The organism is Microbacterium sp. TW_SC_2 (assembly GCF_055361165.1).
This window is the reverse complement of record NZ_CM143952.1, coordinates 1,571,708-1,596,407: the sequence shown is the minus strand read 5'-3', so window position 1 is coordinate 1,596,407 and position 24,700 is coordinate 1,571,708. Positions and strand designations below refer to the sequence as shown.

The 24,700-nt window shown below is 68.2% G+C and carries 24 protein-coding genes and 1 tRNA gene; 17 read left to right on the top strand and 8 right to left on the bottom strand.

All coding sequences use genetic code 11. From position 1 onward, the window contains the following. The first annotated feature begins 4 nt into the window (after nucleotides 1-4). The 3 genes from pyk (at nucleotide 5) to ACWA14_RS07500 (ending at nucleotide 3,089) form a co-directional block, all read left to right on the top strand. Nucleotides 5-1,456: a pyruvate kinase gene (gene pyk / locus ACWA14_RS07510; protein ID WP_463797282.1), complete on the top strand. Its 1,452-nt coding sequence runs from the start codon at nucleotides 5-7 to the stop codon at nucleotides 1,454-1,456. Between the two features lie 122 nt (nucleotides 1,457-1,578). After that, nucleotides 1,579-2,394: an alpha/beta fold hydrolase gene (locus ACWA14_RS07505; protein ID WP_463797278.1), complete on the top strand. Its 816-nt coding sequence runs from the start codon at nucleotides 1,579-1,581 to the stop codon at nucleotides 2,392-2,394. Continuing rightward, nucleotides 2,388-3,089, top strand: coding sequence for an esterase/lipase family protein (locus tag ACWA14_RS07500; RefSeq protein ID WP_463797276.1), 702 nt, complete (start codon nucleotides 2,388-2,390; stop codon nucleotides 3,087-3,089). Before ACWA14_RS07505 ends, ACWA14_RS07500 begins: the two co-directional genes overlap by 7 nt. Nucleotides 3,090-3,091: 2 nt before the next feature. Here ACWA14_RS07500 and ACWA14_RS07495 read toward each other — a convergent pair. Then, nucleotides 3,092-3,174: transfer RNA gene (locus ACWA14_RS07495), tRNA-Leu, on the bottom strand. A 100-nt stretch (nucleotides 3,175-3,274) separates the two neighbouring features. Here ACWA14_RS07495 and ACWA14_RS07490 point away from each other — a divergent pair. Both ACWA14_RS07490 and ACWA14_RS07485 read left to right on the top strand, forming a co-directional pair. After that, nucleotides 3,275-3,895 carry an ANTAR domain-containing response regulator gene (locus tag ACWA14_RS07490; protein ID WP_045280282.1) on the top strand — a complete coding sequence of 207 codons (621 nt, stop codon included), beginning with the start codon at nucleotides 3,275-3,277 and terminating at the stop codon, nucleotides 3,893-3,895. Then, nucleotides 3,895-4,458, top strand: a complete 564-nt coding sequence (locus tag ACWA14_RS07485; RefSeq protein ID WP_463797273.1) for a GNAT family N-acetyltransferase — start codon at nucleotides 3,895-3,897, stop codon at nucleotides 4,456-4,458. The genes ACWA14_RS07490 and ACWA14_RS07485 overlap by 1 nt, the downstream gene beginning before the upstream one ends. On the opposite strand, the gene ACWA14_RS07480 is transcribed toward ACWA14_RS07485, so the two are convergent. Further along, the gene (locus tag ACWA14_RS07480) at nucleotides 4,433-4,861 is read right to left on the bottom strand and encodes a hotdog fold thioesterase (protein WP_463797271.1); all 429 of its coding nucleotides are present in this window, start codon (nucleotides 4,859-4,861) and stop codon (nucleotides 4,433-4,435) included. The two genes, ACWA14_RS07485 and ACWA14_RS07480, sit on opposite strands and share 26 nt — an antisense overlap. A gap of 44 nt (nucleotides 4,862-4,905) precedes the next feature. Between ACWA14_RS07480 and polA the strand changes: the two genes are divergently transcribed. From polA to ACWA14_RS07450, 6 genes are all read left to right on the top strand, one after another. Beyond that, nucleotides 4,906-7,539: a DNA polymerase I gene (gene polA, locus ACWA14_RS07475; RefSeq protein WP_463797269.1), complete on the top strand. Its 2,634-nt coding sequence runs from the start codon at nucleotides 4,906-4,908 to the stop codon at nucleotides 7,537-7,539. 69 nt (nucleotides 7,540-7,608) lie between these two features. Continuing rightward, nucleotides 7,609-9,285: a DUF885 domain-containing protein gene (locus tag ACWA14_RS07470; RefSeq protein ID WP_463797268.1), complete on the top strand. Its 1,677-nt coding sequence runs from the start codon at nucleotides 7,609-7,611 to the stop codon at nucleotides 9,283-9,285. A gap of 53 nt (nucleotides 9,286-9,338) precedes the next feature. Beyond that, nucleotides 9,339-10,373, top strand: coding sequence for an LLM class flavin-dependent oxidoreductase (locus ACWA14_RS07465; protein ID WP_463797266.1), 1,035 nt, complete (start codon nucleotides 9,339-9,341; stop codon nucleotides 10,371-10,373). A gap of 48 nt (nucleotides 10,374-10,421) precedes the next feature. Continuing rightward, entirely contained in the window at nucleotides 10,422-11,774 is a 1,353-nt protein-coding gene (locus ACWA14_RS07460) for an MFS transporter (protein ID WP_463797264.1), read from the top strand. Nucleotides 11,775-11,832: 58 nt separating this feature from the next. Then, nucleotides 11,833-12,594, top strand: a complete 762-nt coding sequence (locus tag ACWA14_RS07455; protein WP_463797392.1) for an SGNH/GDSL hydrolase family protein — start codon at nucleotides 11,833-11,835, stop codon at nucleotides 12,592-12,594. A 24-nt stretch (nucleotides 12,595-12,618) separates the two neighbouring features. Beyond that, nucleotides 12,619-13,365 carry a formylglycine-generating enzyme family protein gene (locus ACWA14_RS07450; protein ID WP_463797263.1) on the top strand — a complete coding sequence of 249 codons (747 nt, stop codon included), beginning with the start codon at nucleotides 12,619-12,621 and terminating at the stop codon, nucleotides 13,363-13,365. Nucleotides 13,366-13,386: 21 nt separating this feature from the next. Here the strand turns inward: ACWA14_RS07450 and ACWA14_RS07445 are convergent, their stop codons facing one another. Together ACWA14_RS07445 and ACWA14_RS07440 are read right to left on the bottom strand one after the other, a co-directional pair. After that, nucleotides 13,387-14,718: an MFS transporter gene (locus ACWA14_RS07445; RefSeq protein WP_463797261.1), complete on the bottom strand. Its 1,332-nt coding sequence runs from the start codon at nucleotides 14,716-14,718 to the stop codon at nucleotides 13,387-13,389. A gap of 125 nt (nucleotides 14,719-14,843) precedes the next feature. Then, complete coding sequence (locus ACWA14_RS07440; protein ID WP_463797259.1) at nucleotides 14,844-15,329, bottom strand: hypothetical protein; 486 nt, start codon at nucleotides 15,327-15,329, stop codon at nucleotides 14,844-14,846. Nucleotides 15,330-15,522: 193 nt separating this feature from the next. Here ACWA14_RS07440 and ACWA14_RS07435 point away from each other — a divergent pair, with 193 nt between their 5' ends. Continuing rightward, a complete protein-coding gene (locus ACWA14_RS07435) occupies nucleotides 15,523-16,368 on the top strand; it encodes a class I SAM-dependent methyltransferase (protein WP_463797258.1) in 846 nt (281 codons plus the stop codon). Nucleotides 16,369-16,419: 51 nt separating this feature from the next. Here ACWA14_RS07435 and ACWA14_RS07430 read toward each other — a convergent pair whose 3' ends face one another. Then, complete coding sequence (locus tag ACWA14_RS07430) at nucleotides 16,420-18,777, bottom strand: ATP-binding cassette domain-containing protein (RefSeq protein ID WP_463797256.1); 2,358 nt, start codon at nucleotides 18,775-18,777, stop codon at nucleotides 16,420-16,422. Between the two features lie 217 nt (nucleotides 18,778-18,994). Here ACWA14_RS07430 and ACWA14_RS07425 point away from each other — a divergent pair, with 217 nt between their 5' ends. Continuing rightward, entirely contained in the window at nucleotides 18,995-19,567 is a 573-nt protein-coding gene (locus ACWA14_RS07425) for an HdeD family acid-resistance protein (protein WP_463797255.1), read from the top strand. A 69-nt stretch (nucleotides 19,568-19,636) separates the two neighbouring features. Here ACWA14_RS07425 and ACWA14_RS07420 read toward each other — a convergent pair whose 3' ends face one another. Next, the gene (locus ACWA14_RS07420; RefSeq protein WP_463797254.1) at nucleotides 19,637-20,401 is read right to left on the bottom strand and encodes an SDR family oxidoreductase; all 765 of its coding nucleotides are present in this window, start codon (nucleotides 20,399-20,401) and stop codon (nucleotides 19,637-19,639) included. A gap of 121 nt (nucleotides 20,402-20,522) precedes the next feature. Here ACWA14_RS07420 and ACWA14_RS07415 point away from each other — a divergent pair, with 121 nt between their 5' ends. The 4 genes from ACWA14_RS07415 (at nucleotide 20,523) to ACWA14_RS07400 (ending at nucleotide 23,219) form a co-directional block, all read left to right on the top strand. Next, a complete protein-coding gene (locus ACWA14_RS07415; protein WP_463797251.1) occupies nucleotides 20,523-20,996 on the top strand; it encodes an NfeD family protein in 474 nt (157 codons plus the stop codon). A 10-nt stretch (nucleotides 20,997-21,006) separates the two neighbouring features. Then, the gene (locus ACWA14_RS07410) at nucleotides 21,007-21,939 is read left to right on the top strand and encodes an SPFH domain-containing protein (RefSeq protein WP_463797249.1); all 933 of its coding nucleotides are present in this window, start codon (nucleotides 21,007-21,009) and stop codon (nucleotides 21,937-21,939) included. Next, nucleotides 21,936-22,730 (top strand): glycerophosphodiester phosphodiesterase family protein, encoded by a 795-nt coding sequence (locus tag ACWA14_RS07405; protein WP_463797247.1) that lies wholly within the window; start codon nucleotides 21,936-21,938, stop codon nucleotides 22,728-22,730. Before ACWA14_RS07410 ends, ACWA14_RS07405 begins: the two co-directional genes overlap by 4 nt. A gap of 105 nt (nucleotides 22,731-22,835) precedes the next feature. After that, nucleotides 22,836-23,219, top strand: coding sequence for an RNA polymerase-binding protein RbpA (locus ACWA14_RS07400; RefSeq protein WP_463797245.1), 384 nt, complete (start codon nucleotides 22,836-22,838; stop codon nucleotides 23,217-23,219). Nucleotides 23,220-23,288: 69 nt separating this feature from the next. Here the strand turns inward: ACWA14_RS07400 and ACWA14_RS07395 are convergent, their stop codons facing one another. Together ACWA14_RS07395 and ACWA14_RS07390 are read right to left on the bottom strand one after the other, a co-directional pair. Continuing rightward, on the bottom strand, nucleotides 23,289-24,083 hold the full coding sequence (locus ACWA14_RS07395; RefSeq protein ID WP_463797244.1) for an NAD(P)H-dependent oxidoreductase: 795 nt from the start codon (nucleotides 24,081-24,083) through the stop codon (nucleotides 23,289-23,291). Continuing rightward, nucleotides 24,080-24,688, bottom strand: a complete 609-nt coding sequence (locus ACWA14_RS07390) for a TetR/AcrR family transcriptional regulator (RefSeq protein ID WP_463797242.1) — start codon at nucleotides 24,686-24,688, stop codon at nucleotides 24,080-24,082. The genes ACWA14_RS07395 and ACWA14_RS07390 overlap by 4 nt, the downstream gene beginning before the upstream one ends. Between the last annotated feature and the right edge of the window lie 12 nt (nucleotides 24,689-24,700).

The window sequence follows — 24,700 nt, the reverse complement described above, 5'->3', positions numbered from 1 at the left end:
CCTGTTGAGACGCGCGAAAATCGTCGCCACCCTGGGTCCTGCGACTTCCACCTATGAGACAGTGCGTGCACTGATCGACGCCGGTGTGGACGTCGCCCGCCTGAACCTCAGCCACGGTGACTACTCCGTGCACGAGAACAATTACGCGAACGTCCGCCGCGCCGCGGACGACGCGGGCCGCGCGGTCGCCATCCTGGTCGACCTCCAGGGCCCGAAGATCCGCCTCGGCAAGTTCGAGGACGGTCCCTACGATCTCGCGGTCGGTGACATCTTCAAGATCACCACCGAGGACATCATCGGGAACAAGGACATCTGCGGCACGACCTTCAAGGGTCTGCCGCAGGACGTGAAGCCGGGCGACTTCCTGCTCATCGATGACGGCAAGGTCCGCGTCCAGGTCCTCGAGACCGATGGCGTCACCGTCACCACGAAGGTCATCGTCGCCGGTGCCGTCTCCAACAACAAGGGCATCAACCTGCCCGGCGTCGCCGTGAACGTCCCCGCACTGAGCGAGAAGGACGAGGACGACCTGCGGTGGGGTCTGCGCATCGGTGCCGATCTGATCGCCCTGTCCTTCGTTCGCAACGCCTCCGACGTGACGCGCGTGCACGAGATCATGGCCGAGGAGGGCGTGCGCGTTCCCGTCATCGCCAAGGTCGAGAAGCCGCAGGCGGTCGACGCGCTCGAGGAGATCGTCGACGCCTTCGACTCGATCATGGTCGCCCGAGGCGACCTGGGTGTGGAGCTTCCCCTGGAGGCCGTGCCGATCGTGCAGAAGCGTGCGGTCGAGCTCGCGCGCCGCATGGCCAAGCCGGTCATCGTGGCGACGCAGATGCTCGAGTCCATGATCAACAGCCCCGTCCCGACCCGCGCGGAGACCTCCGACGTCGCGAACGCCGTGCTCGATGGCGCCGACGCCGTGATGCTCTCGGGTGAGACCAGCGTGGGAGACTACCCGGTCGGGGTCGTCGAGACCATGGCCCGGATCATCGAGTCGACCGAGGAGCACGGACTGGAGCGCATCGCGCCGCTCACCACGAAGCCGCGCACGCAGGGCGGGGCGATCACGCTCGCGGCTCTCGAGGTCGCGGAGTTCGTCGAGGCGAAGTTCCTCTGCGTCTTCACGCAGTCGGGCGACTCCGCTCGTCGTCTGTCGCGCCTGCGCTCGCGGATCCCGATGCTGGCGTTCACGCCGGAGCCCGACATCCGTCGCCGCATGGCGTTGACCTGGGGCATCCAGTCGACCCTCGTCGACATGGTGCAGCACACCGACCTGATGTACCTGCAGGTCGACGACTATCTGCTCAGCAACAAGCTGGCCGAGGTGGGGGACAAGGTCGTCGTGATCTCCGGCTCCCCTCCCGGAATCGTCGGCTCGACCAACGACATCCGCGTCCACAAGGTCGGAGACGCCGTCAACGGCGCCGCCCCGATCTACAAAGAGGCGACCGTCTGACCCGACGGTGTCAGGGAAGAGGGACGGAGCTCCGGCTCCGTCCCTCTCTCCTGTCGAGGGGGTGCGATAGCCCCGCGTCAAGCCGGTAGCGGCTCGCTCTGCGGTCGGCTTACAGTTCACGGATGACATCTCTCCTCCACCGCCACGTCGTCATCGAGGGATGCACGTTCCGTCTCGGCGAGAGCCCCGGCCCACCGGACTCGCCGTGTGCGACGTACGTGCTCGTGCACGGCATCGGAATGTCCCATCGTTCGCTCGCTCGTCTGCACGACGCGCTGTCCGGCTCTGCTCCGGTGATCTCCGTCGATCTGCCGGGCTTCGGCGGGGTTCCGAAGCCGCCGCGCGACCTGGACGTGCGGGAGATGGGTCGTCTCCTCGCGGGCGTGCTGACCGGCGTGGGAGAGAGACCCGTCATCCTGGTCGGACATTCGATGGGCGCGCAATGGGTCGTCGAGGCGGCCCGTCGCATCTCGGTCTCGCAGGTTCAAGGCGTCGTGTTGATCGGACCGGTCGTCGATGGACGGCGGCGGACCGTGAGCGCGCAGGCCCGAGCACTTGCGCTGGACACCCTGCTCGAATCGCCGCTGGCCAACGCGCTCGTGTTCGTCGACTACCTCCGCTGCGGGGTCGCCTGGTATCTGGCTCAGTCCCGGCACATGATGGCGTACTCGACAGAGGAGGGAGTGCGGGAGCTGCAGATGCCGGTCCTCGTGGTGCGTGGTGCCCATGATCCTGTCGCGGGCCGGTCCTGGAGCCGTCGTCTGCGAGATATCGCGCGGCAGGGGCGCCTGATCGACGTGCCCGGCCACCACCATGTCGTCCCCTTCACGGCGCCGCTGGCGGTCGCGGACGCCATCATGAGCGTCACACGGGACACCCGGCCTGCCATCGACGACATCCGCGCCATCCACGGACGGAGCTCGCCATCGGGATGCTGAGAAGGGCCGCCTGGTGGTGGCTCGACTACGCCTACGCCGCCTACTGGCAGGTGCGGGCCGCTTTCGACCGTCGCGATGCGGATTCGTTCGTCGAGGGCGACGGCGTGCCGATCGTCATCCTCCCCGGTGTCTACGAGACCTGGCGGTTCCTGCAGCCGCTCGTCTCCGCTCTTCACGCACGCGGACACCCCGTGTACGTCGTCGAGTCGCTGCAGCGCAATCAGCGGCCCGTGGTCGAGATGGCCGAGAAGGTCGCCCAGTTCCTGGAGGCCCGCGACGTGAGCGGGGTCATCCTGGTCGCGCACAGCAAGGGGGGACTCGCCGGCAAGCTCGCGATGACCGGGCGCGCCGCCGGACGCATCCGGTCGATGCTCGCGGTGGCGACTCCGTTCGGCGGATCCCGCTACGCGCGACTGATGCCTGTGCGCAGCCTGCGAGCCTTCTCGCCCGAGGATCCCTCGATCGTGAGCCTCGGCGAGCAGATCGACATCAATGAGCGGATCGTCTCGGTCTACGCGGCCTTCGATCCGCACATCCCGGAGGGCAGCGAGTTGCCGGGGGCGAAGAACGTCCGGCTGGACACCGGCGGGCATTTCCGTGTGCTCGCCCACCCCCGAGTGCTCGGAGAACTCGCCGCTCTCGTCGAGGTGCAGGACTCAGCCGGCCCGGACCGGAACGCAGGCCCCTCCTCGTGATGTGCCGGCGGTGGGACTCGAACCCACACGCCCTTTCGGACAAAGCATTTTGAGTGCTCCGCGTCTGCCATTCCGCCACGCCGGCTCGTGATCTGCGTCTTCGACTTTAGCGCAGGCGCGGTGCCGCCTCGGCCGTCGCGACACCCGGTGGCCGATGCGGAGAGCCTCTCGACTAGGATGGACCCGTGACCGAGCAAGAACAGGCAGTCGAGCAGCCCACGTCATCCGCACCCCGACGCGTCGTCGTCGCCGAGGACGAATCGCTGATCCGTCTCGACATCGTCGAGATCCTCCGCGACAACGGCTTCGATGTCGTCGGTGAGGCTGGTGACGGAGAGACCGCCGTCGCCCTGGCGACCGAGCTGCGCCCCGACCTCGTCATCATGGATGTCAAGATGCCGCAGCTCGACGGCATCAGCGCGGCCGAGAAGCTGCACAAGGGCAACATCGCACCGGTCGTGCTCCTCACGGCGTTCAGCCAGAAGGAACTCGTCGAGCGCGCGAGCGAGGCCGGCGCGCTGGCCTACGTCGTGAAGCCCTTCACGCCGAACGACCTGCTGCCCGCGATCGAGATCGCACTGGCACGTCACGAGCAGATCATCACGCTCGAGGCCGAGGTCGCCGACATGGTCGAGCGGTTCGAGACCCGCAAGCTCGTCGACCGCGCCAAGGGTCTTCTCAACGAGAAGATGGGCCTGAGCGAGCCGGAGGCCTTCCGCTGGATCCAGAAGGCGTCCATGGACCGTCGTCTGACCATGCAGGACGTCGCCAAGGCGATCATCGAGCAGCTCGCACCCAAGAAGTAGTGTTCGCGCTCGACGCCGAGCACATTCTGCGTCCGATTCGCGAGGGAGACGGGGCCGGACTGGCCCGGGCGTACTCCGCGAATCGTGAGCACCTGGCCCCCTGGGAGCCGACGCGCGATCCGGTGTTCTTCACCGCCGGCTGGCAGGAGGACGACGTCGGTCGCTGCGTGGCGGATGCCGCGGACGGACGCAGCGCGCGGTTCGTCGTCGAGTCGGATGACGGTGAGATCCGCGGACGGGTGAACCTCAACAACGTCGTGCGCGGCGCCTTCCGCAGTGCCGATCTCGGCTATTGGATCGATGCGTCCCGGCAGGGACGCGGACTGGCGGCGTCGGGCGTCTCCGCGGTCCTCAGGTTCGCGCGGCATGAGCTGGCTCTGCACCGGGTCCAGGCGGCGACTCTGGTCCACAACGCAGCCTCGCAGCGCGTGCTCGCTGCGTCCGGCTTCGAGCGGATCGGCCTCGCGCCGCGCTATCTGCGGATCGCCGGCAGCTGGCAGGACCACCTGCTCTTCCAGCGTCTGCTGGACGCGGAGATCACGACCCCGTCGGGACGTCCTTGATCATGTTCGTGATGCGGATCGTCGAGCAGCGCCGACCCTGATCATCGGTGACGACGATCTCGTGCACCGCGATGCTGCGTCCCAGGTGCACCGGTGTGCAGACGCCGGTGACCACACCGGACGTGGCCGACCGCGTGTGCGTGGCGTTGATGTCGACGCCGACGGCCAGGCGGCCGGGTCCGGCGTGCAGGTTCGCGGCCATGGAGCCGAGCGACTCGCCGAGCACGACGTAGGCGCCGCCGTGCATGAGTCCGACCGGCTGCGTGTTGCCTTCGACCGGCATGGTCGCGACCGAGCGCTCGATGCTGAACTCGGTGAACTCCATGCCCATCTTCTCGGCCAGGGCGCCCATCCCGCGGGCCGTGGCCCAGTCGAGTCCTTCGCTCATCGCGACGTCGCTCATGATCCTCCTCAGCGGGTGTCTGTCGTCCTCGTTAGGCTGACAGGGTGACGGACTCCGCAAAGCCTACCCTCATGGTCATCGACGGCCATTCGCTCGCCTATCGCGCCTTCTTCGCCCTTCCGGTCGAGAACTTCACGACCAAGGACAACCAGCACACGAACGCCATCTACGGCTTCCTGTCCATGCTGGTCAACCTGATCAAGGCCGAGCAGCCCACGCACATGGCGATCGCCTTCGACACCTCGCGGCACTCGTTCCGCACCGACGAATACCCCGAATACAAGGCCACGCGCTCCGAGACCCCGCAGGAGTTCCGCGGGCAGATCCCGTTGCTGCAGGATTGCCTGGCGGCCATGTCGATCCCCGTGCTCACCCAGGAGGGCATCGAGGCCGATGACATCCTGGCGACGCTCTCGACGCAGGGCGCCGCGCAGGGGTACGACGTGCTGGTCGTCTCGGGAGACCGCGACTCCATCCAGCTGGTGACCGACGACGTCACCTTGCTCTACCCCTCGGTGCAGGGGGTCTCGCAGCTCAAGCGTTACGACCCGACCACCGTGCAGGAGCGGTACGGCGTGCGCCCCGAGCAGTACCCCGACATCGCGGCTCTGGTCGGCGAGACGAGCGACAACCTCCCCGGAGTGCCGAAGGTGGGGGAGAAGACCGCGGTGAAGTGGCTCACCCAGTTCGGCACTCTCGACGAACTGCTCGATCGCGCCGGCGAGATCAAGGGTGTGGTGGGCGGCAATCTGCGCGATCACATCGACGACGTCCGTCGCAACCGCAAGCTGAACCGTCTGCTGACCGACGTGGAGCTGCCGCTCGCTCCCTCCGACCTCGCGGTGGCCCCGATCGATGCCCAGGCCGTGCGCGACATCTTCGCGCGCCTGGAGTTCCGTACGCTGCTGCCCCGCGTGTTCGAGGCCGTCGGCGCCGGAGAGGTCGCCGACGATCCCGCATCCGTGGTCGTCCTGCCCGAGCCGGCGCAGGTCTCCGCCGACGAGTTCGTCGCTTGGGCATCCGCGCTCGACGGCGACGTCGCCGTGCGTGTCGTGGTGCAGGGGGGCGTTCCTGTCCGCATCGGCGCCGCCACCGAGACCGAGCTCCGTGAGGCGGACTGGCCGACCGTCGACGCTGATGCCCTGCGCTCCTGGCTCTCTTCAGACGCGCCGAAGGTGCTGCACGACGCCAAGCCGCAGGTGAAGGCGCTGCTGCGTCAGGGCGTGCAGCTGGGCGGCCTGGCGTACGACACCAGCCTCGCCGGGTGGATGCTGCGCCCGAGTTTCCCGGACAAGACGCTGGGTGATCTGGTCGAGCGCTATCTCGGCGAGAAGCTCCCGGAGGCCGACCCCACGCAGCTGGTGCCCGAGACCGAGGGTGCGACGCCCTCGCAGGAGGCCTGGTTCATCCTGCGCGTCGCGGCGGCGTTGCGCGAGGACATCCCCGAGTCCGTGGCGAAGGTCCTGGTCGACATCGAACTGCCCACCCTGCTCACCCTCGCCGACATGGAGGTCGCCGGCGTGGCGGTCTCCCACGAGGTGCTGTCGACGTTCTCCGGCGAACTCGCGACACGCGCCGAGGGCCTCGCCGCCGAGGCGTTCTCGGTCGTCGGACGCGAGTTCAACCTCGGGTCACCGAAGCAGCTCCAGGAGGTCCTGTTCGAAGACCTCCAGCTCCCCAAGACCCGCAAGACGAAGACCGGGTATTCGACGGATGCCGCTGTGCTCGCCGACCTGCAGGAGAGCCACCCCCACCCGTTCCTGAGCCTCCTGCTGCAGCATCGCGAGGCGACCAAGCTGCGTCAGATCATCGAGTCCCTCGATTCGGCGATCGGCGAAGACCACCGCGTGCACACCACCTACGTGCAGACCGGCAGCCAGACCGGACGGCTCTCGAGCACCGACCCGAACCTGCAGAACATCCCGGTGCGCACCGAGGAGTCCCGACGCATCCGCAGCGCGTTCCAGGTGGGCGAGGGGTACGAGGCGCTTCTCACCGCGGACTACTCCCAGATCGAGATGCGCATCATGGCGCACCTCTCAGGCGATGAAGGGCTCATCGAGGCGTTCAACAGCGGCGAGGACCTGCACCGCTTCGTCGGCGCGCGCGTGTTCGGCGTCGAGCCGAGCGACGTGACACCGGCGATGCGCACCAAGGTCAAGGCGATGTCGTACGGCTTGGTCTACGGGCTCTCCGCCTTCGGCCTGTCCAAGCAGCTGCGGATCGAGCAATCCGAGGCGAAGCAGTTGATGGTGGAGTACTTCGCTCGCTTCGGCGCGGTCCGCGATTACCTGCGCGCCTCCGTGATGGCGGCGAAAGAGGTCGGCTACACGGAGACGATCTTCGGGCGTCGTCGACCCTTCCCTGACCTCGCGAGCCCGAACCGGGTGCTGCGTGAGAACGCCGAGCGCGCAGCGCTCAACGCGCCGATCCAGGGCAGTGCCGCCGACATCATGAAGATCGCACTCCTCCACATCCACGCCGACCTCCGTTCGGAGGGACTCACCTCACGCGCCCTGCTCCAGATCCACGATGAGCTCGTGGTCGAAGTCGCGCCGGGGGAGTGGGATGCCGTGGAGCGGATCGTGCGCGCTCGCATGGGCGATGCCGCCGATCTCACGGTTCCGCTCGACGTGCAGGTCGGGCGGGGGAAGGACTGGAACGAGGCCGCGCACTGAGCCCCGTCGGCGCGCCCGGCATATCGGATCGCCCGACCACGGCGGAGGGGGATCACTAGGGTGGAGTCCATGACTTCAGCCCCCCGCACCCCCTCTGCCATCGACAAGGTCGCCGAGGAGTGGGTCGACACCATCTCCGTGCTCGCCCCGACGCTGGGCACCTACATCGGTCGCAGCGAGGTGAACGACCGCTTCGGCGACCTGAGCCCGGAGGGCCACGAGCAGCTCGCTGCGGCGACGCGCACAGCCCTCGACGCACTCACGGCGCTCGAGCCCGTCGACGCGATCGACGAGGTGACGCAGACGGATCTCAGTTCGGAGCTGCGTCTCGACCTCGAGTTCCATGAGGCTCGGTGGCACCTGCGCGACGTGAACGTGATCGCCTCGGCGGCCCAGGACGTGCGCTCCGCGTTCGACCTCATGCCCACGGCGACCACCGACGACTGGTCCGTGATCGCGACCCGCCTGGGCGACGTACCGCGCGCGCTGCGCGGCTACACGGAGACGCTGCGTGCGGGCATCGCCGAGGGGGTGACGCCCGCTCGTCGACAGGTCACGGAGGTGGCCACGCAGATCACCCGCTACATCGCCGACGACGGCTTCTTCGCCGAGTTCGTCGCCGAAGCCGCCCCCGAGGAGGGGCAGCTGCCGGCCTCCCTCGCGCGCACGCTCGCCGACAAGTCCGCGGCCGCCCGGGTCGCCTACGGAGATCTGCGGCGATTCCTGGTGGAAGAGCTCGCTCCCGCCTCGCGCGAGGAGGACGCCGTGGGCCGCGATGTCTACGCCCTCCACTCCCGTCGCTTCCTGGGCGCCACCATCGACCTCGACGAGACCTACGAGTGGGGTCGTGAAGAGCTGGCGCGCATGGTGGAGGAGCAGACCGCGATCGCTCACGAGATCCTCCCCGGTGCGTCGGTGGAGGAAGCAGTCGCCCACCTCGAGGCCGACCCGAGTCGCAAACTCGTGGGTACCGATGCGCTGCAGCGCTGGATGCAGGAGACGAGCGATCGTGCTGTCGCCGAGCTCGGAGAATCGCACTTCGACATCCCGGAGGCGATCCGCACGCTGGAGTGCATGATCGCTCCTACGCAGGAGGGCGGGATCTACTACACCGGGCCGACCGACGACTTCTCCCGGCCCGGCCGGATGTGGTGGTCGGTTCCCGAGGGCGTGACCGAGTTCGACACCTGGCGCGAGCTGACCACGGTCTACCACGAGGGCGTTCCCGGACATCACCTGCAGATCGCCCAGGCCGTGCACAACCGCGGCGAGCTGAACTCCTGGCGTCGGCTGCTCGCCGGCACTTCGGGGCACGCGGAGGGCTGGGCGCTCTACGCCGAGCGCCTCATGCAGCAGCTCGGCTACCTCGACGATCCCGCCGACCGACTCGGGATGCTCGACGGACAGCGCATGCGTGCGGCGCGCGTGGTGCTCGACATCGGTGTGCACCTCGGCAAGCCCCGTCTCGACGGCGACGGGATCTGGGACGCCCCGTATGCGCTCGACTTCATGCGCAGGAACGTCAACATGTCGGACCAGTTCGTGCAGTTCGAGGTGAACCGCTACCTCGGCTGGCCGGGCCAGGCTCCCTCGTACAAGGTCGGCCAGCGCATCTGGGAACAGGTCCGCGATGCGGTGCAGGCGGCCGAAGGCGACGCATTCTCGTTCAAGGGGTTCCACAAGCGCGCGCTCGACTTGGGCGGCGTCGGACTCGACACGCTGCGCACCGCGCTTCTTCCGCGATGAGGGAATGCCGCAGCTCGCGCGTGTGTTCATTCATCTGAATGGAAAGGGCTGACATGGCTATCGAGTTCGGACTGGACACTTTCGGCGACATCACGCGCGATGCCGACGGAGAGCTGGTGAGTGGAGCGCAGACGATTCGCAACGTCGTCGCGCAGGCGGAGATGGCCGACGCCGTCGGCGTCGACTTCTTCGGGGTGGGGGAGCACCACCGCACCGAGTTCGCGGTGTCGGCACCGGAGATCGTGCTCGCCGCGATCACAGGACGCACGAAGAGCATCCGTCTGGGCACCGCGGTCACCGTGCTCTCCTCGGACGACCCCGTGCGTGTCTTCGAGCGCTTCTCCACGCTCGACGCCGTCTCCGGGGGCCGCGCCGAGGTCGTGCTCGGGCGCGGATCGTTCATCGAGTCATTCCCGCTCTTCGGATACGACCTCCGTGATTACGAGGCCCTGTTCGAGCAGAAGCTCGAGCTGTTCGTCGAGCTTCTGAAGGAGCAGCCCGTCACCTGGTCGGGGACCATGCGTGCTCCTCTGGAGAACGCGAACGTCTTCCCGAAGACCGAGAACGGTCTGCGCACCTGGGTCGGCGTCGGGGGGAGCCCGGAGTCGGTCGTGCGCGTGGCGCGGCACGGACTCGGGCTCATGCTCGCCATCATCGGCGGTTCGGCGGCGCGATTCCGCCCCTTCGTCGATCTCTACCACCGGTCCGTCGCGTCCTTCGGCACGACGTCGCATCCCATCTCGGTGCACTCGCCCGGGCACATCGCCGACACCGACGCCGAGGCGTGGGACGCCGCATACTCCGGCTTCGAGGCCATGAACAACACCATCGGCCGTGAGCGCGGATGGCCGGCGTACAGCCGCGCGCGGTTCCAGAACGACATCGGTCCGGAGGGCGCGATCTACGCCGGTTCGCCCGACCGGGTCGCCGCCAAGATCGCCGACACCATCACCACGCTCGGGCTGGGTCGCTTCGATCTCAAATACGCGACGGGCACGCTTTCCCACGAGGCGATGATGCGGAGCATCGAGCTGTACGGCACCGAGGTCATCCCGCGGGTGCGGAAGCTGCTGGACGCGGATTCCTGATCCGCCACCGCGCGGGCGCCGCGCCCTCGCCGTTCTACGATGAGAGGCATGGCCCACACCGCCCTGCCCAGCCGCGCATCGCTGGCAGCCCGTCTCGATGATCTCCCCTTCACGCGGCGGCACTTCCGCCTCCTGACCGGTTCCGGGGTCGGCTGGGCGCTCGATGCCATGGACGTCGGTCTCATCTCGTTCATCCTCGCGGCGCTGACGCAGCAGTGGGGTCTGACCAAGGGCGAGGCGGGCTGGATCGCCTCCGTCGGCTTCATCGGCATGGCGCTGGGCGCGACCCTCGGCGGTCTGCTGGCGGATCGGCTCGGGCGCCGGCAGGTCTTCGCCCTGACCCTGCTGATCTACGGCGTGGCGACCGGAGCGAGCGCCCTCGTGACCGGAGTGGGAGCGTTGCTCCTGCTGCGGTTCCTGGTGGGCCTCGGCCTCGGCGCCGAGCTCCCCGTCGCATCGACATACGTCAGCGAGTTCGCCCCGGCCCGGATGCGCGGCCGACTGATCGTGATCCTCGAGGCGTTCTGGGCACTCGGATGGACCGCGGCGGCCTTGATCGCCTTCTTCGTGATCCCGGCCTCCGAGAACGGATGGCGCTGGGCCTTCGCGCTCGGTGCGATCCCCACGGTCTACGCCCTGATCGTGCGCTGGGGGCTGCCCGAGTCGCCCCGGTGGCTGGCCTCGAAGGGGCGCATCGCTGAAGCCGATCGCATCGTCTCGGCGTTCGAAGCCGACGCGGGTATCGTGCACGGTGCGGCGATCCGCCGCGAGCCGCAGTCGCGCCCGATCGCGGTCACCGCGCGATCGCGCGTGACGACACTCTGGAACGCGGAGTTCCGCGTTCGCACCCTCTGCCTGTGGATCGTGTGGCTGTGCGTCAACTTCGCCTACTACGGCGCGTTCATCTGGATCCCCAGCATCCTGGTCGACGCCGGCTTCGACCTCGTCCGCTCCTTCGGGTTCACGCTCATCATCACGCTCGCGCAGCTCCCCGGGTATGCCGTGGCCGCGTGGCTCATCGAGGTGTGGGGAAGGCGCACGACGTTGTCGGTCTTCCTCGTCGGCTCGGCGGTGTCGGCGGTGTTCTTCGGCACGGCGACCAGCGAGGGGGCGATCATCGCCTCCGGTATGGCGCTGTCGTTCTTCAACCTCGGCGCCTGGGGCGCGCTCTACGCGGTGACCCCGGAGATCTACCCGACCTCTCTGCGGGGGACCGGGGCCGGATGGGCTGCGGGGATCGGGCGGCTCGCGTCGATCGTCGCTCCGCTCGCTGTGCCCGTGCTGCTCATCGCCGGGGGAGCGCCCCTGCTGTTCGTGGTCTTCGCGGCCTGTTTCATCGTTGCCGCCGGGGCAGCCTGGGGATTGCAGGACCGCGGGGGCCTCGCGCTCGACGACCGGTGAGCGACGACCGGTGCCCCCTCGTCGCGCCCGTCGGGAATAGGCTGGACGGGTGACAGACGTGCGCTACGTGGCCATCGGCGATTCCTTCACGGAAGGAGTCGGCGACGTCCTGCCCGACGGCCGTGAACGTGGATGGGCCGACCTCGTCGCCCAGGGCTGGGCGGACGCAGCCGGGCATCCGATCCAGTACGCGAACCTCGCCATCCGCGGCAAACTCGCCTGGCCGATCGTGAACGAGCAGCTGGAGCTCGCTCTCGCGCTTCATCCGACCCACCTGTCCTTCAACGGGGGAGGGAACGACATGCTCCGGCCGCGCGCCGACCTGGAGCATGTCGCCGACGCTTTCAGCCGAGTCCTTCGCCGCTGCGACGAGGAGGGCGTGACCGTGATCCTGCTCTCGGGGGCGAATCCCAGCGGGCAGCTGCCGATGGGCGACCTCGTGCAGCGCCGCGGCGACCTGCTCTCCGAGGCGGTGCTGCGCCGGATCGAGAACCGTCCCGACGTCGTCCGCGCGCTGAACTGGCCGGATAGGGAACTCGCGCGCGGCACGTACTGGTCCGAGGACCGCCTGCACATGAACGCCGCCGGGCATCACCGCGTCGCCGCCCGCGTGCTGCACGCTCTGGGCTACGAGCCGCCGGAGACCTGGTGGTCCCCGCAGTCCGAGGGAGCGGCGGGGCCCGCGGGACTGGCGTACTACCGGCAGTTCGTCGGACCGTGGGTGCGTCGACGGGTGACCCGCACCTCCTCGGGAGACGGGCGTCTGGCGAAGTATCCGGTCTGGGTCGACCGCGTGCCTGCCCGCGCCGCCGATGCGTGACCCGCGTGAGGAACGACCTGCGCGATGAGTGACATCGAGATGCGGCGCATCGCGCCGGGCGAGGTCACGCTGCACGACGCCCGGCGGAAGCTGGAACGCACGGTCTCGCTCGAGGGGTTCGAGATCGGCGTCTATCCGGTCACACAGGAGCAGTTGGCGGAGGTGCTGGGGATCGCATCCGAGCACCCCGACCGACCGGCGACCGATGTCAGCTGGTTGCGCGCCGTGCACTTCTGCAATGCCGCGTCCGAATGGGAGGGCTTCGACCCCGTCTACCGCTTCGAGGGCGAGGAGGTCAGCTGGGATGTCACGGCGGACGGCTACCGCCTGCCGACCGAAGCGGAGTGGGAGTACGCCTGCCGTGCGGGATCGCGGGGCCCGCACTACGCCCCGCTCGCCGATGCCGCCTGGACCGGGGCGGATGGAGTCAGCAGCCCGCAGAACGTCGGCGGCAAACTGCCCAATCTGAACGGGCTCTTCGACACGCTCGGCAACGTGTGGGAGTGGTGCTGGGATCTCCTCGACCCGGCGCGCTACGACGACTACCGGGTGTTCCGCGGAGGAGGTTTCGCCGACGACGCCTGGAGCGTTCGGGCGTCGGTGCGCCGCGGGGGAGCGCCGCGCATGCACCACGAGGACGTCGGGCTGCGTCTGGCGCGCGGCGCCGTCGACACGCCCGGCCGGGCACAGGGCTGGTCGGCCGCGGCGGATCGCGAACGGGCCGCCTACGACGGCGCGCTGCCCTCGGGATGGACCCCGCGCCGGGCTTGAGGGCGGGCGCGGAATCTCGGCTCAGCGGTGCCGCGGTCGCTCGGGATCGAGCCCCATGCGGATACGAGTGCGCTTGCGCTCGAGCACGATGAACACGACGCCGAGGAGCCACAGCGGCACCGGCATCAGGAACGCGATGCGGAAGGCGTCGAGCGTGTAGGTCTCCGGCGTGCCCGCTCCCTGGATGTCGAGCGCGAGGCCGATCAGGAAGATCGCGATCAGCGCGGCGATGAAGCCGCCCGCGTTCGTCAGGCCGGTGGCGGTGCTGAGACGGTGCGAGGGGTTGTGGGTGCGTGCATGGTCGAACGCGATCATGGACGCCGGTCCGCCGGTCGCGATCGCCACGGCGAGCACGTAGAGCAGCCAGAGGGGGGAGGGGCCCGGCATCGCGAGCACGATGAGCCAGGCCGTCATCTGCACGCCCACGGCCGGGAGCACGAGCGCCAGCGACCGGTGGTTCGGGAGGCGCCGGGAGAGATCGCCGATCAGCGGCCCGAGCGCCATGCCGGCGATCACGTAGACCGAGATGATGCCCGCGGCATGGGCGGAGTCGAGTCCCTGTGCAGCGGTGAGGAAGGGCATGCCCCAGAGCAGGATGAACGCCGTGCCCGCGAAGGGTGTGGTGAAGTGCGACCAGAACGCGAGGCGCGTGCCCGGGTGCGCCCACGCCGCGCGGATGCCGACGCCCGTGTCGATCGCCGAGGTCACGACCCGGATCACTCCCGTGTCGGTGTTCACGGTCACGTCGGCGCCGCGCTCCGCCGGGTGATTCCGGATCACGAGCCAGACGAGGATCGTGAAGAGCACGCCGAGACCCGCGATACTGCCGAAGGTGATGGACCAGCTCGTGGCGTGCAGCAGGGCGGCGACGGGGACGAGGGCGACAAGCTGCCCCGCCTGGCCGAGGATGCCGGTGAACTGCACCATGATCGGCCCTCGTTGCGCCGGGAACCAGGTCGCGACGAGACGGAGCACGGCGGGGAAGATCGCCGCATCACCTGCGCCGAGCAGCACCCGGGCGAGGATCGCGATGCCGATGCTGGGGGAGAGGGCCATCGTGAGCTGCCCTGCGGCCATGAGCAGCATGCCGATGGTCATGATCGGGCGGGAGCCGAACCGGTCGAGCAGCACCCCGATCGGGATCTGCATGCCGCCGTAGACCGCGAGTTGCACGACCGCGAACAGAGCGAGTGTCGAGGCATCCGCCTGGAAGCGATCCGCCGCATCGACACCGACCGCACCGAGCGACGTTCTGTTGGTGATCGCGAGCACGTATGCGGCGACGCCGACGGACCAGATCACCCAGGCGCGCCACCCCGGTGCGGAGACGGGGGAGAAGGGGACGCGCTGCACCCTTCCACGCTACTCGTCTCGGGCACGGTGCCGGTCGTGTCAGCGGATCCGGCCGTGCGCGGTGTGGCACGTCAGAGGCCCCGCGACCGGATGGTCACGGGGCCTCTGTCGTCAGGCGCGGGGGATCAGCCGGCGCAGAGCTCGCTGACCGCGAGCGCCGACTCCTGCACGTCCGTGGAGACGGCGGTCATCTCAGTGGCCACGGTCATGTCCTGCTCGATCAGCACCTTCGCGAGCAGATCGCGCATGGCACCGAAGTCCTCGTACACGGCCGTGACGGCAGCCTTGACCTCGGGGTTGGAAACGGACTCGGCGGCGGCGCCGATCGCGTCGACCGACTTGGTGAAGGTGTCGACGGTGCCCTGCGGGTCAGCGCTGGCGGCCGAGACGTCGAGAGACGTCAGCGACTGCGTGGCCGACTGGATCTGCGAGGTGGCCGAGGCGCAGGCGTCGGCGACGCTCTGCTCCGACGTGGGCTCCGAGGTCTCCTCGGCGGGCGCGGAGCTCTCGGTCTTCGTGGCGTCGTCCGAAGAACTCGGGGTTCCCGAGCAGGCGGTGAGACCGAGAACGGCGACAGCGGCGATCGTCCAGGCTGCGATACGGCGATTCATGTGAGTACTTCCCCCTTGGTGAGGCGCTGCGGGAGGGCAGCACCGACGTGACAAACGTCGCCCAGTAAACCACACCTGCGAGTCCGGCTCGGCGCGGCTGACCGCGCGGGGAGTGATGATTCCCCTGTCCTGACATAATGTGCATTATCGGTTATTCCGTGTGAGTCGGGAGAGGGGTGGATAGGCTCGTCGGATGACCGGAGAGAACGTGCGGATCGACTGGGACGCGGCGAGGCAGGCCAATCAGGAGAACTGGGAGGATCGGGTGCCGCTGCACGAGACGGCGTACGGACTGGACGCGTTCGACGATCCGGATCATCTCAGCGATGTCGTCCGTCACGACCTCGCCGCTCTGGAGCCGTTCCTGCCGTCTCCGCGTCTGTCCGGGCTCGACCTGTGCCACCTGCAATGCCATATCGGCACCGACACGGTGTCTCTGGCCCGCGCCGGCGCACGCGTGACCGGAGTCGACTTCTCACCGTCCGCGCTGCGGGTCGCCTCGGCGCTGGCCGACCGGGCCGGCGTCACCGCGACCTGGGTGGAGACGGATGTCCTGGACGCTCGGAGCGCCGTGGACGGCGACTTCGACGTCGTCTACACCAGCATCGGGACGATCACGTGGCTCCAGGATCTGGACCGCTGGGCCGCGCAGATCAGCGGGCTGCTCCGGGCCGGTGGGACGTTCTTCATCCGCGACGGCCACCCCGCGCTGTACGCGCTCGACGAGAACGCGCCGGGTCTCACCACGCGCTATCCGTACTTCGGCGACGGACGCGCGCAGCAGTGGGACGAGGAATCGACCTACGTGGGCGACGGGAAGGTCGCCCACCCGCGCACCTACGAGTGGCCGCACCCGCTGTCGGAGATCCTGGGAGCTCTGCTGCGTGCAGGACTGCGGCTGCTGCACTTCGATGAGGGCAGGATGCTGCCGTGGCAGTTCAGTCCGCGGATGGTCGAGGTGCCGGGCGGATACGCGTGGCCGGATGCGGAGCGCGATCTGCTCCCCTGCACGTACACGATCGTCGCGCGCAAGGACTGATCCGTCAGCGATCGGCGCGACCCCGTCGACCCCTTCGCGCGAGTGACCTCGTCACCCGCCGACGTACGCGGCCAGGTGCTCCCCCGTCAGCGTCGACTTCTGGGATACCAACTCAGCCGGCGTGCCCTCGAACACCACGCGTCCCCCGTCGTGTCCGGCACCGGGGCCGATGTCGATGATCCAGTCCGCGTGCGCCATGACGGCCTGGTGGTGCTCGATCACGATCACGGTCTTCCCGGCCTCGACCAGTCGATCGAGAAGTCCGAGGATCTTGTCGACATCGGCGAGGTGCAGACCCGTCGTCGGCTCGTCGAGCACGTAGATGTCTCCCTTCTCCCCCATCTGGATCGCGAGCTTGATGCGCTGCCGCTCCCCGCCCGACAACGTCGACAGCGGCTGCCCGAGCGACAGGTACCCCAGGCCGACATCGTCGAGCCGCCCCAGGATGGCCGTCGCCGCCGGCAGCCTGGCCTCGCCCTCCGAGAAGAACACGCGCGCATCCGCCACCGAGAGGTCGAGCACCTCGGTGATGTCCTTGGCGGCGAGCCTGTACTCGAGGACGCTCGCCTGGAAACGCTTGCCGCCGCAGTCCTCGCATGGAGTCTCGATCGTGTCCATGAAGCCCAGCTCGGTGATGATCACGCCCGCGCCCTTGCACGTCGGGCACGCTCCCTCGGAGTTGGCGCTGAAGAGAGCCGGCTTCACTCCGTTGGCCTTCGCGAACGCCTTGCGGATCGGCTCCAGCAGTCCCGTGTACGTCGCCGGATTGCTTCGGCGGGACCCCTTGATCGCGCCCTGATCGATCGCGACCACACCCGGACGCTTCGCCACCGAACCATGGATCAGGGAACTCTTCCCGGAGCCCGCGACGCCCGTGACCACGCTGAGCACGCCCATCGGGATGTCGACGTCGACGTTCTGCAGATTGTTGGCGGTGGCCCCGCGCACCTCGATCGCCCCGTCTCCCCGCCGCACGTCGTCCTTGAGCGATGCCCGATCCTCGAGATGCGACCCTGTCCGCGTGCCGCTGGTCCTGAGCCCGTCGACCGATCCCTCGAAGCAGATCTCGCCGCCACCGCTGCCCGCACCCGGTCCGAGATCGACGACGTGATCCGCGATCATGATCGTCTCCGGCTTGTGCTCGACCACCAGCACCGTGTTGCCTTTGTCGCGCAGCTTCCGAAGCAGTCCGTTCATCCGCTGGATGTCGTGCGGATGCAGACCGATGGTCGGCTCATCGAACACGTAGGTGATGTCGGTGAGGGAAGAACCGAGGTGGCGCAGCATCTTGATGCGCTGTGCCTCTCCCCCGGACAGCGTCCCCGAGGAGCGCTCCAGACTGAGGTAGCCGAGTCCCAGTGCCACGAAGGCGTCGAGATTCGCGCTCAACGCGTTCAGGAGCGGTCCGGCCCCCACCAGCTCGAGCCCGCGAACCCACGCGGCGAGATCGGTCACCTGCATGCGGCAGGCGTCGGCGATGCTGATACCGGCGATCTTGGACGAGCGAGCGCCCTCCGTCAGACGCGTCCCGTCGCACTCCGGACATACCGCGAAGGTCGCGACCCGCTCGACGAACGCCCGGATGTGCGGCTGCAGGGCATCGAGGTCCTTGGACAGCATGGACTTCGTGATCTTCGGGATCAGACCCTCGTACGTCATGTTGATGCCGGAGATCTTCACTTTCGTGACTTCTCCGTACAGGAAAAGCTGACGCTGCTTGTCGGTGAACTCCGCGATGGGCGCGTCGCTCGGGTAGAAGCCCGACTGCGAGAACCCCTTCACCATCCAGCCGTCCGCCGTGTACCCGGGGACCATGATGGCACCGTCATCGAGCGACTTCGTCTCGTCGACGATCTGGGTGAGATCGAGGTCGGACACGGCTCCCCTGCCCTCGCACCGCGGGCACATCCCGCCCAGATACACCGCATCCTTCACGATCTTCTTCTCACCGTTCGGCCCCGTCATGACCCCGCTGGCGCGCTGGGTCGGGATGTTGAACGAGAAGGCGGTCGGTCCGCCGATGTACGGCGAGCCCAGCTTGCTGAACAGGATGCGCAGCATCGCGTTCGCATCGGTGACCGTGCCCACCGTGGATCGAGGGTTCGCCCCCAGCCGCTCCTGGTTGACGATGATGGCGGTCGTGAGCCCTTCGAGCACGTCGACGTCCGGTCGGGGAACCGACGGCATGAAGCCCTGCACGAACGCGCTGTAGGTCTCGTCGATCATGCGACGGGACTCCGCCGCGATCGTGTCGAACACCAGGGAGCTCTTGCCGGAACCCGACACCCCTGTGAACACGGTCAGACGACGCTTGGGAATATCGACGCTGACGTCCTTCAGATTGTTCTCGCGCGCTCCCTGCACGCGGATCACGTCATGACTGTCGGCGACATGAGAGGCTGCGGACATCGGTGCCCTTCCGTGTGCGTGACCGGGCACTCGGCCGGCCTGGTGGATCGCGCTGATCGGTTGCCGATCGGCCTGTCGGCCTGTCGGCCTGTTCGCTCATGATCCTGGCACGAGCCGGGACCCCGCGAAACAGGGGATTTGAAACCTCTCCCCCGCCGGGAACGCGGGAGCGGTACCCTGGTCTCATCCTCACAGGGTATTCCCAGAAAGGCCTCCCATGTCTGATTCACTCACCGGTGCGAAATCGCTCGCCAGTTCGATCCGTATCACGCTCGCCGTGTCCGGCGTCATCGCTCTCATCGCCGGTATCGTCCTGCTGGTGTGGCCGGTCAAATCGGCAGTGATCGTGACCGCGGTCTTCGCGTCGTACCTCGTCGTCGCGGGTCTTGTCTACATCGGTCTCGGCATCTTCTCGCGGTCGCGCGGCGGCTGGGCCCGGGTCGGGCACATCGTGCTGGGCCTGTTCTACATCGTCGCCGGCGTCATCGCGTTCGCGAATCTGGGCGCCGCTGCGGCCACCCTGGCGCTCGTCGTGGTGATCTTCATCGGGATCAGCTGGATCATCGACGGGATCGTCGCGCTGTCGCTGCTCGGTCAGGACGGGTCGCGCGTCTGGACTCTCCTCTACGCCCTGCTCAGCGTGATCGCCGGAATCATCGTCCTGTTCTCGCCGATCATCGCCGGTCTCGCGTTCTGGCTCTTCCTGGGAATCTCCCTCGTCGCCCTCGGCATCGTGCAGATCGTCCGGGCGATCACGATCGGCAAGGAAGTGACGGGATCCACCGTATGAGGTCGTGACAGAAGATGGCCCCGCCGCGCGTCTGCGCGGCGGGGCCATCTTCTGCGTGCGGAGAGTCCGCTATTCGGCGGCGAAGGCGCTGACGTCACCCACGAGTCGGGTGTTGTCGGCGGGAACCGGATCGATGGCGGCCTGAGCGACCTCGGCCGCGAACTCGGAGACGTTGTAGAGCTTGCCGGCGGACTCGCGGCGCTCCGCGATCGCCCCGGGGTTCGCGCGCTCGAGCAGCGTCGCGGTGATCGTGCCCTCGATCATGTCGCCGGAGACCACGGTGAACCCGATGCCCTTCTCCGCAAGACCCGGGATCAGTTCCCGGAGCGCGTCCTCACCGGCGCGCTTCGAGAGTGCGACCGGCTCGTACTCCGGCATGGTGGGCGTGGTGCGGATGAAGTGCGCCTGGTGGCTGGTGACGAAGACGACGCGCGCGCCCTCGGCGAGCAGGGGTGTCGCCGCGTTCAGCACGTTCACCTGAGCGTCGCGGTTGAGAGTGAGGGCGTAGTCCTCGGCCATCCCGGACTCCATGCCGCCGGAGGCATTGAGCACCAGGACGTCCAGGCGGCCGTACTCGGTGCGGATCGCCTCGAACATGGCGGCGATCGAATCGGGATCGGTCAGATCGGCACCCACGACGAGCGCACGTCCGCCGAGCTCGCGCAGTTCCGCGGCCAGCTTCTCGGCACGGGGCGCCTTGTTGCGGAAGTTGATGACGACGTCCGCGCCGGCCTGGGCGAGGTAGCGCACGGTGTCCGCTCCGATTCCCCGCGACGAACCGGTGACAAGAGCGACCTTGCCGTCGAGAGAACCTGCGGGAAGAACGTCGGTCACGATGACTCCTCTTGATGCGTGAAACGCCGCGATCACGCGGCCGTCTCAGACTATCAAGACCGCCTCGCGGCGCCCCGGCGACGCGATACCCGCATGATAGGTTGACGCCAAAGGAGGCCGTATGGACAACTTCGCGACATTCGTACAGTTCATCGACCAATGGGCATGGATCGGCTGGTTGATCCTGATCGCCGTCTTCCTCGTGATCGAGATGCTGACCCTCGACTTCACCTTCCTGATGCTGAGCTTCGGGAGCCTGATCGGACTGGTCACCGATTTCGTCGGCATCCCGGTCTGGGTGCAGGTGCTGATCGCCGCGGCGGCCGCCGGGCTCTTCATCCTCTTCCTCCGACCTCCCCTCCTCAAACGCCTTCGCCGAGGGGAAGACCCCACGAAGTCGAACGTCGACGCCCTCCTCGATCTCCGTGGTGTCGCCCTGCATGAGATCACGCAGATCTCCGGTCAGGTCAAGCTCAGCAACGGCGACACCTGGACCGCACGCACCGCCTCGTCGGTGCCGATCCCTCCGGGCTCCCCGATCGCCGTCACCGCGATCTCCGGGGCGACCGCCACCGTCCGCCCCGTCAACGACTAGGAGAAACACCATGGACGACGCATCGTTCATCCCCGCCGCCATCGGCTGGATACTCGTGATCGCGGTGATCATCTTCGTGGTGGTCACGCTCGCGCGGTCCATCCGGATCATCCCGCAGGCGACGGCCGGCGTCGTGGAGCGACTGGGGCGCTATCACAAGACCCTCATGCCGGGTCTGAACATCCTCGTCCCGTTCATCGACCGTCTGCGCCCGCTGATCGACATGCGCGAGCAGGTCGTGTCCTTCCCGCCGCAGCCGGTGATCACCGAGGACAACCTCGTCGTCTCGATCGACACCGTCGTCTACTTCCAGGTGACGGACGCACGCGCCGCGACCTATGAGATCGCGAACTACCTGGGCGCCGTCGAGCAGCTCACCACCACCACCCTCCGCAACGTCGTCGGTGGCCTGAACCTCGAAGAGGCGCTCACGAGCCGCGACAACATCAACGGCCAGCTGCGTGTCGTCCTCGACGAGGCGACGGGCAAGTGGGGCATCCGCGTCGGTCGCGTGGAGTTGAAGGCCATCGATCCGCCCATCTCGATCCAGGATTCCATGGAGAAGCAGATGCGCGCCGAACGGGACCGCCGCGCCGCGATCCTGACGGCGGAGGGAACCAAGCAGTCCGCCATCCTCGAGGCCGAGGGCGCACGACAGGCCGAGATCCTGCGCGCAGAAGGCGACAAGCAGGCCGCCGTGCTGCGCGCCCAGGGTGAGGCCGAGGCCATCCAGAACGTGTTCACCGCGATCCACCAGGGCGAGCCGGACGACAAGCTCCTCGCCTACCAGTACCTGCAGATGCTGCCGAAGATCAGCGAGGGCCAGTCCAACAAGCTTTGGATCATCCCGAGCGAGCTCACCGAGGCGCTGAAGGGTATCGGGAGCGCGTTCACGCCCCGCCCCGGACAGCAGCCCCCGACGCACACCACTCCCGGCGTGTGACGCACCCCTACTTCGCCAAGGCACGGCACCCCCGAGTCCTCGCGCACCGCGGTCTTCGGACCCCGGCGGGCGAGGACTCCGGTGTGTGGGAGAACTCCGCGGCCGCCTTCGCCGCCGCGCACGCCGCCGGCGTGGAGTTCATCGAGACCGACTGCCAGGTCACCGCGGACGGTGACGTGGTGCTCTTCCACGACACCACGCTCGAGCGCCTTGTGGGAGATCCGCGCCCCGTGCGAGAGGTTCGCACCCGCGAACTCTCGCTTCTGTTCGCCGAGCACGGTGGTCTCCTCACGGTGCAGGAGGCGCTGTACTCGTTCCCCGAATCACGCTTCAACATCGATGTGAAGACGGCCGCCGCCGCGGAGCCGCTGGGCCCGATCCTCGCCGAGCACACCCAGCGGGTTCTCGTCACGAGCTTCTCCGACGCGAATCGAGCCGCGACGGTCGCCGCGACTCTGCGCGCCGGCGCTGTCACCCGACCGGCCACCTCGGGAGGCAGCCGCACGATCGCCCGCGTCCGCGCCCTGTCCGCTCTCCGCCTCTCCCCCGCGCGAGCTCTCCGCGGGATCGACGCGCTCCAGATCCCGGAGCGGCATGGAGCCGTGCGCGTGCTCACGCCGGCACTGCTGCACGCGGCGCATCGGCACGACGTCGAGGTGCACGTCTGGACCGTGAACGACCCCGCTGACATCCACCGACTGCTCGAGGCAGGGGTGGACGGTATCGTCACCGACCGCGCGGACACGGCGATCGACGTCATCGACGATCGCGATCCGCCACGCCGTCCTTAGCCCGCCGTACTGGGATTTCGCTGTGAGTTGCGCCGATATGACGCGGGCGTGGATGAAGCGCACAGGCTGGAGCGTTATACCTGACAGCGACGAGAGGACCACACAATGGCAGATCGCAGCCTGCGCGGCATCCGACTCGGCGCCCAGAGCCTACAGAGCGAAGAGGGCGTCGTTTTCATGGAGCGCCGTGAAACCATCTATTCCTGTGACACGTGCGGCCACGTCACGAACCTCATGTTCTCGGCCGACGCGGAGCCACCCCAGACCTGGGAGTGCCGCTCGTGCGGTGCCGAGGCACGACTGAACGTCGACGGCCAGGCCGTCACGCTCGAGGTCACGGACGAGAAGGCCGCCCGCACGCACTGGGACATGCTCCTGGAGCGTCGCTCGCGTGCCGAGCTGGAGGAGCTTCTCGAGGAGCGCCTCGCCTTCATCCGGGCCCGTCGCGGAGCCGGAGAAGACCCGACGCGGGAGAAGATCGGCGCCTGATCCGATGCGACAAGCGCGGTGGGGATCCGACGATCCCCACCGCGCTTGTGCGTTTCCGCCTGCACGGACCTACGACGTGAGGTGGATCCCGAGATCGGTCCGCCCCGGCGCCAGTTCCGCGCGAAGAGATCGAGTTCCCGCATAGTCTCCGTCGCGCAGACGGCGGAACGGTTGCGCGGGCTCCTCGTGGACGGTACGCAGCCGCTCGCGGAGGCGCACGACCTCGCGATCGACGTCGGCCTCCGTCAGGGCATCGGCGTCATGGACGACGTGCAGGTCGAGCACGTCGATGCCGACGTACCAGAGCACCCCGTGCGTGAGCGGGAAGAGTACGGACTCCAGATCGCCACTGATTCCGCGCGGACCGATCGAACGTTCGTCCTCGCCGGCCGTGACGACGACGAGCGCACGTCGTCCGGTGAGGCCGCCATCGCCGTACCGACGAGGAACACCGAGCTCGGGATCCATGTCCCCGTAGGCGAAGCCGGCGGTCAGCACCCTGTCGAACCATCCCTTCAGGATCGCCGGCATTCCGTACCACCAGAGCGGGAACTGGATCACGAGCAGCTCGGCGGCGGCGAGCTTGCGCTGTTCTTCGTGCACGTCAGCCGCCAGCTCCCCGCGCTCGAAGGCCTCTCCCGCCTGAAGCGCGATGTTCCCGGGGGTGGCCGCCAGGCTCCCGAGGTCATGAGCACCCAGGACCGGGTTGAAGCTCTCTGAATACAGGTCGGACGTCGAGACGGTGTAACGGGATCGGAGGGCCTGCGTGCCCTCGCGGAACAGGCGATGGTTCAACGATCCGTCCCGAGGGTGCGCGTGCACCCAGAGAGCTGTTCCGGGTGTGGGCGGCTGGAAGATGGTCATGCGGAGGTCTTCCCTTCTGTGGCGTTCGAGTTCACGGTGGCGATCATGGCGATCAGTCGGGCCAGAGCGGTACGGGCGTGATCGGCGCTGAGGGAACCGTCGAGAGCGCGCCGCGCCAACGCGTCCCCGGCGCCGACGACGGCCACCAGCTCGGCCGGCTCCCGCGGACCTGTCAGCGGCTCGAGCGCGGCGCGGCACATCCGGAGGTAGGCGTCTTCCGCCTCCTGCCGCAGCCGGCTGAGTGTGGACGAACCGGTGAGCGCGGCGACCACGTCGGCGAGCTCGCGCCCTTCCGCGAGACAGCAGTCGATGTACGCACCTGCCATGATGTCCGCGACCACGTCGACGTCCGGCGGGGCGTCGAGCAGAGCCGCGGCGAGAGTCTCGCGCTGACGGGACTCGAAGGCCCGGTACAACTCGGCCAACACGCCCGCGCGGTCACCGAAGTGCTCGTAGACCAGCGGCTTGGTGACTCCGGCGTGCTCGGCGAGTCGGGCAAGGGTGAAGTCGTCCGTGCCGCGTTCCCGGATCAGGCGGCGGGCGGAGTCGAGCAGTTGAGCGTGGCGCTCCGGTTTCGACAGCCTCCGGCGCGATGCGGAGGCCATGTGGCCATCCAT

What these genes read in the sequence shown, in the direction of transcription:
- ACWA14_RS07505 (WP_463797278.1), top strand. Translation starts at nt 1,579, where the DNA reads ATGACATCTCTCCTCCACCGCCACGTCGTCATCGAGGGATGCACGTTC.
- ACWA14_RS07500 (WP_463797276.1), top strand. Translation starts at nt 2,388, where the DNA reads ATGCTGAGAAGGGCCGCCTGGTGGTGGCTCGACTACGCCTACGCCGCC.
- ACWA14_RS07480 (WP_463797271.1), bottom strand. Translation starts at nt 4,861, where the DNA reads ATGAGCGACGTCGCGATGAGCGAAGGACTCGACTGGGCCACGGCCCGC.
- ACWA14_RS07470 (WP_463797268.1), top strand. Translation starts at nt 7,609, where the DNA reads ATGACTTCAGCCCCCCGCACCCCCTCTGCCATCGACAAGGTCGCCGAG.
- ACWA14_RS07465 (WP_463797266.1), top strand. Translation starts at nt 9,339, where the DNA reads ATGGCTATCGAGTTCGGACTGGACACTTTCGGCGACATCACGCGCGAT.
- ACWA14_RS07460 (WP_463797264.1), top strand. Translation starts at nt 10,422, where the DNA reads ATGGCCCACACCGCCCTGCCCAGCCGCGCATCGCTGGCAGCCCGTCTC.
- ACWA14_RS07450 (WP_463797263.1), top strand. Translation starts at nt 12,619, where the DNA reads ATGAGTGACATCGAGATGCGGCGCATCGCGCCGGGCGAGGTCACGCTG.
- ACWA14_RS07440 (WP_463797259.1), bottom strand. Translation starts at nt 15,329, where the DNA reads ATGAATCGCCGTATCGCAGCCTGGACGATCGCCGCTGTCGCCGTTCTC.
- ACWA14_RS07435 (WP_463797258.1), top strand. Translation starts at nt 15,523, where the DNA reads ATGACCGGAGAGAACGTGCGGATCGACTGGGACGCGGCGAGGCAGGCC.
- ACWA14_RS07430 (WP_463797256.1), bottom strand. Translation starts at nt 18,777, where the DNA reads ATGTCCGCAGCCTCTCATGTCGCCGACAGTCATGACGTGATCCGCGTG.
- ACWA14_RS07425 (WP_463797255.1), top strand. Translation starts at nt 18,995, where the DNA reads ATGTCTGATTCACTCACCGGTGCGAAATCGCTCGCCAGTTCGATCCGT.
- ACWA14_RS07415 (WP_463797251.1), top strand. Translation starts at nt 20,523, where the DNA reads ATGGACAACTTCGCGACATTCGTACAGTTCATCGACCAATGGGCATGG.
- ACWA14_RS07410 (WP_463797249.1), top strand. Translation starts at nt 21,007, where the DNA reads ATGGACGACGCATCGTTCATCCCCGCCGCCATCGGCTGGATACTCGTG.
- ACWA14_RS07400 (WP_463797245.1), top strand. Translation starts at nt 22,836, where the DNA reads ATGGCAGATCGCAGCCTGCGCGGCATCCGACTCGGCGCCCAGAGCCTA.
- ACWA14_RS07395 (WP_463797244.1), bottom strand. Translation starts at nt 24,083, where the DNA reads ATGACCATCTTCCAGCCGCCCACACCCGGAACAGCTCTCTGGGTGCAC.
- ACWA14_RS07390 (WP_463797242.1), bottom strand. Translation starts at nt 24,688, where the DNA reads ATGGCCTCCGCATCGCGCCGGAGGCTGTCGAAACCGGAGCGCCACGCT.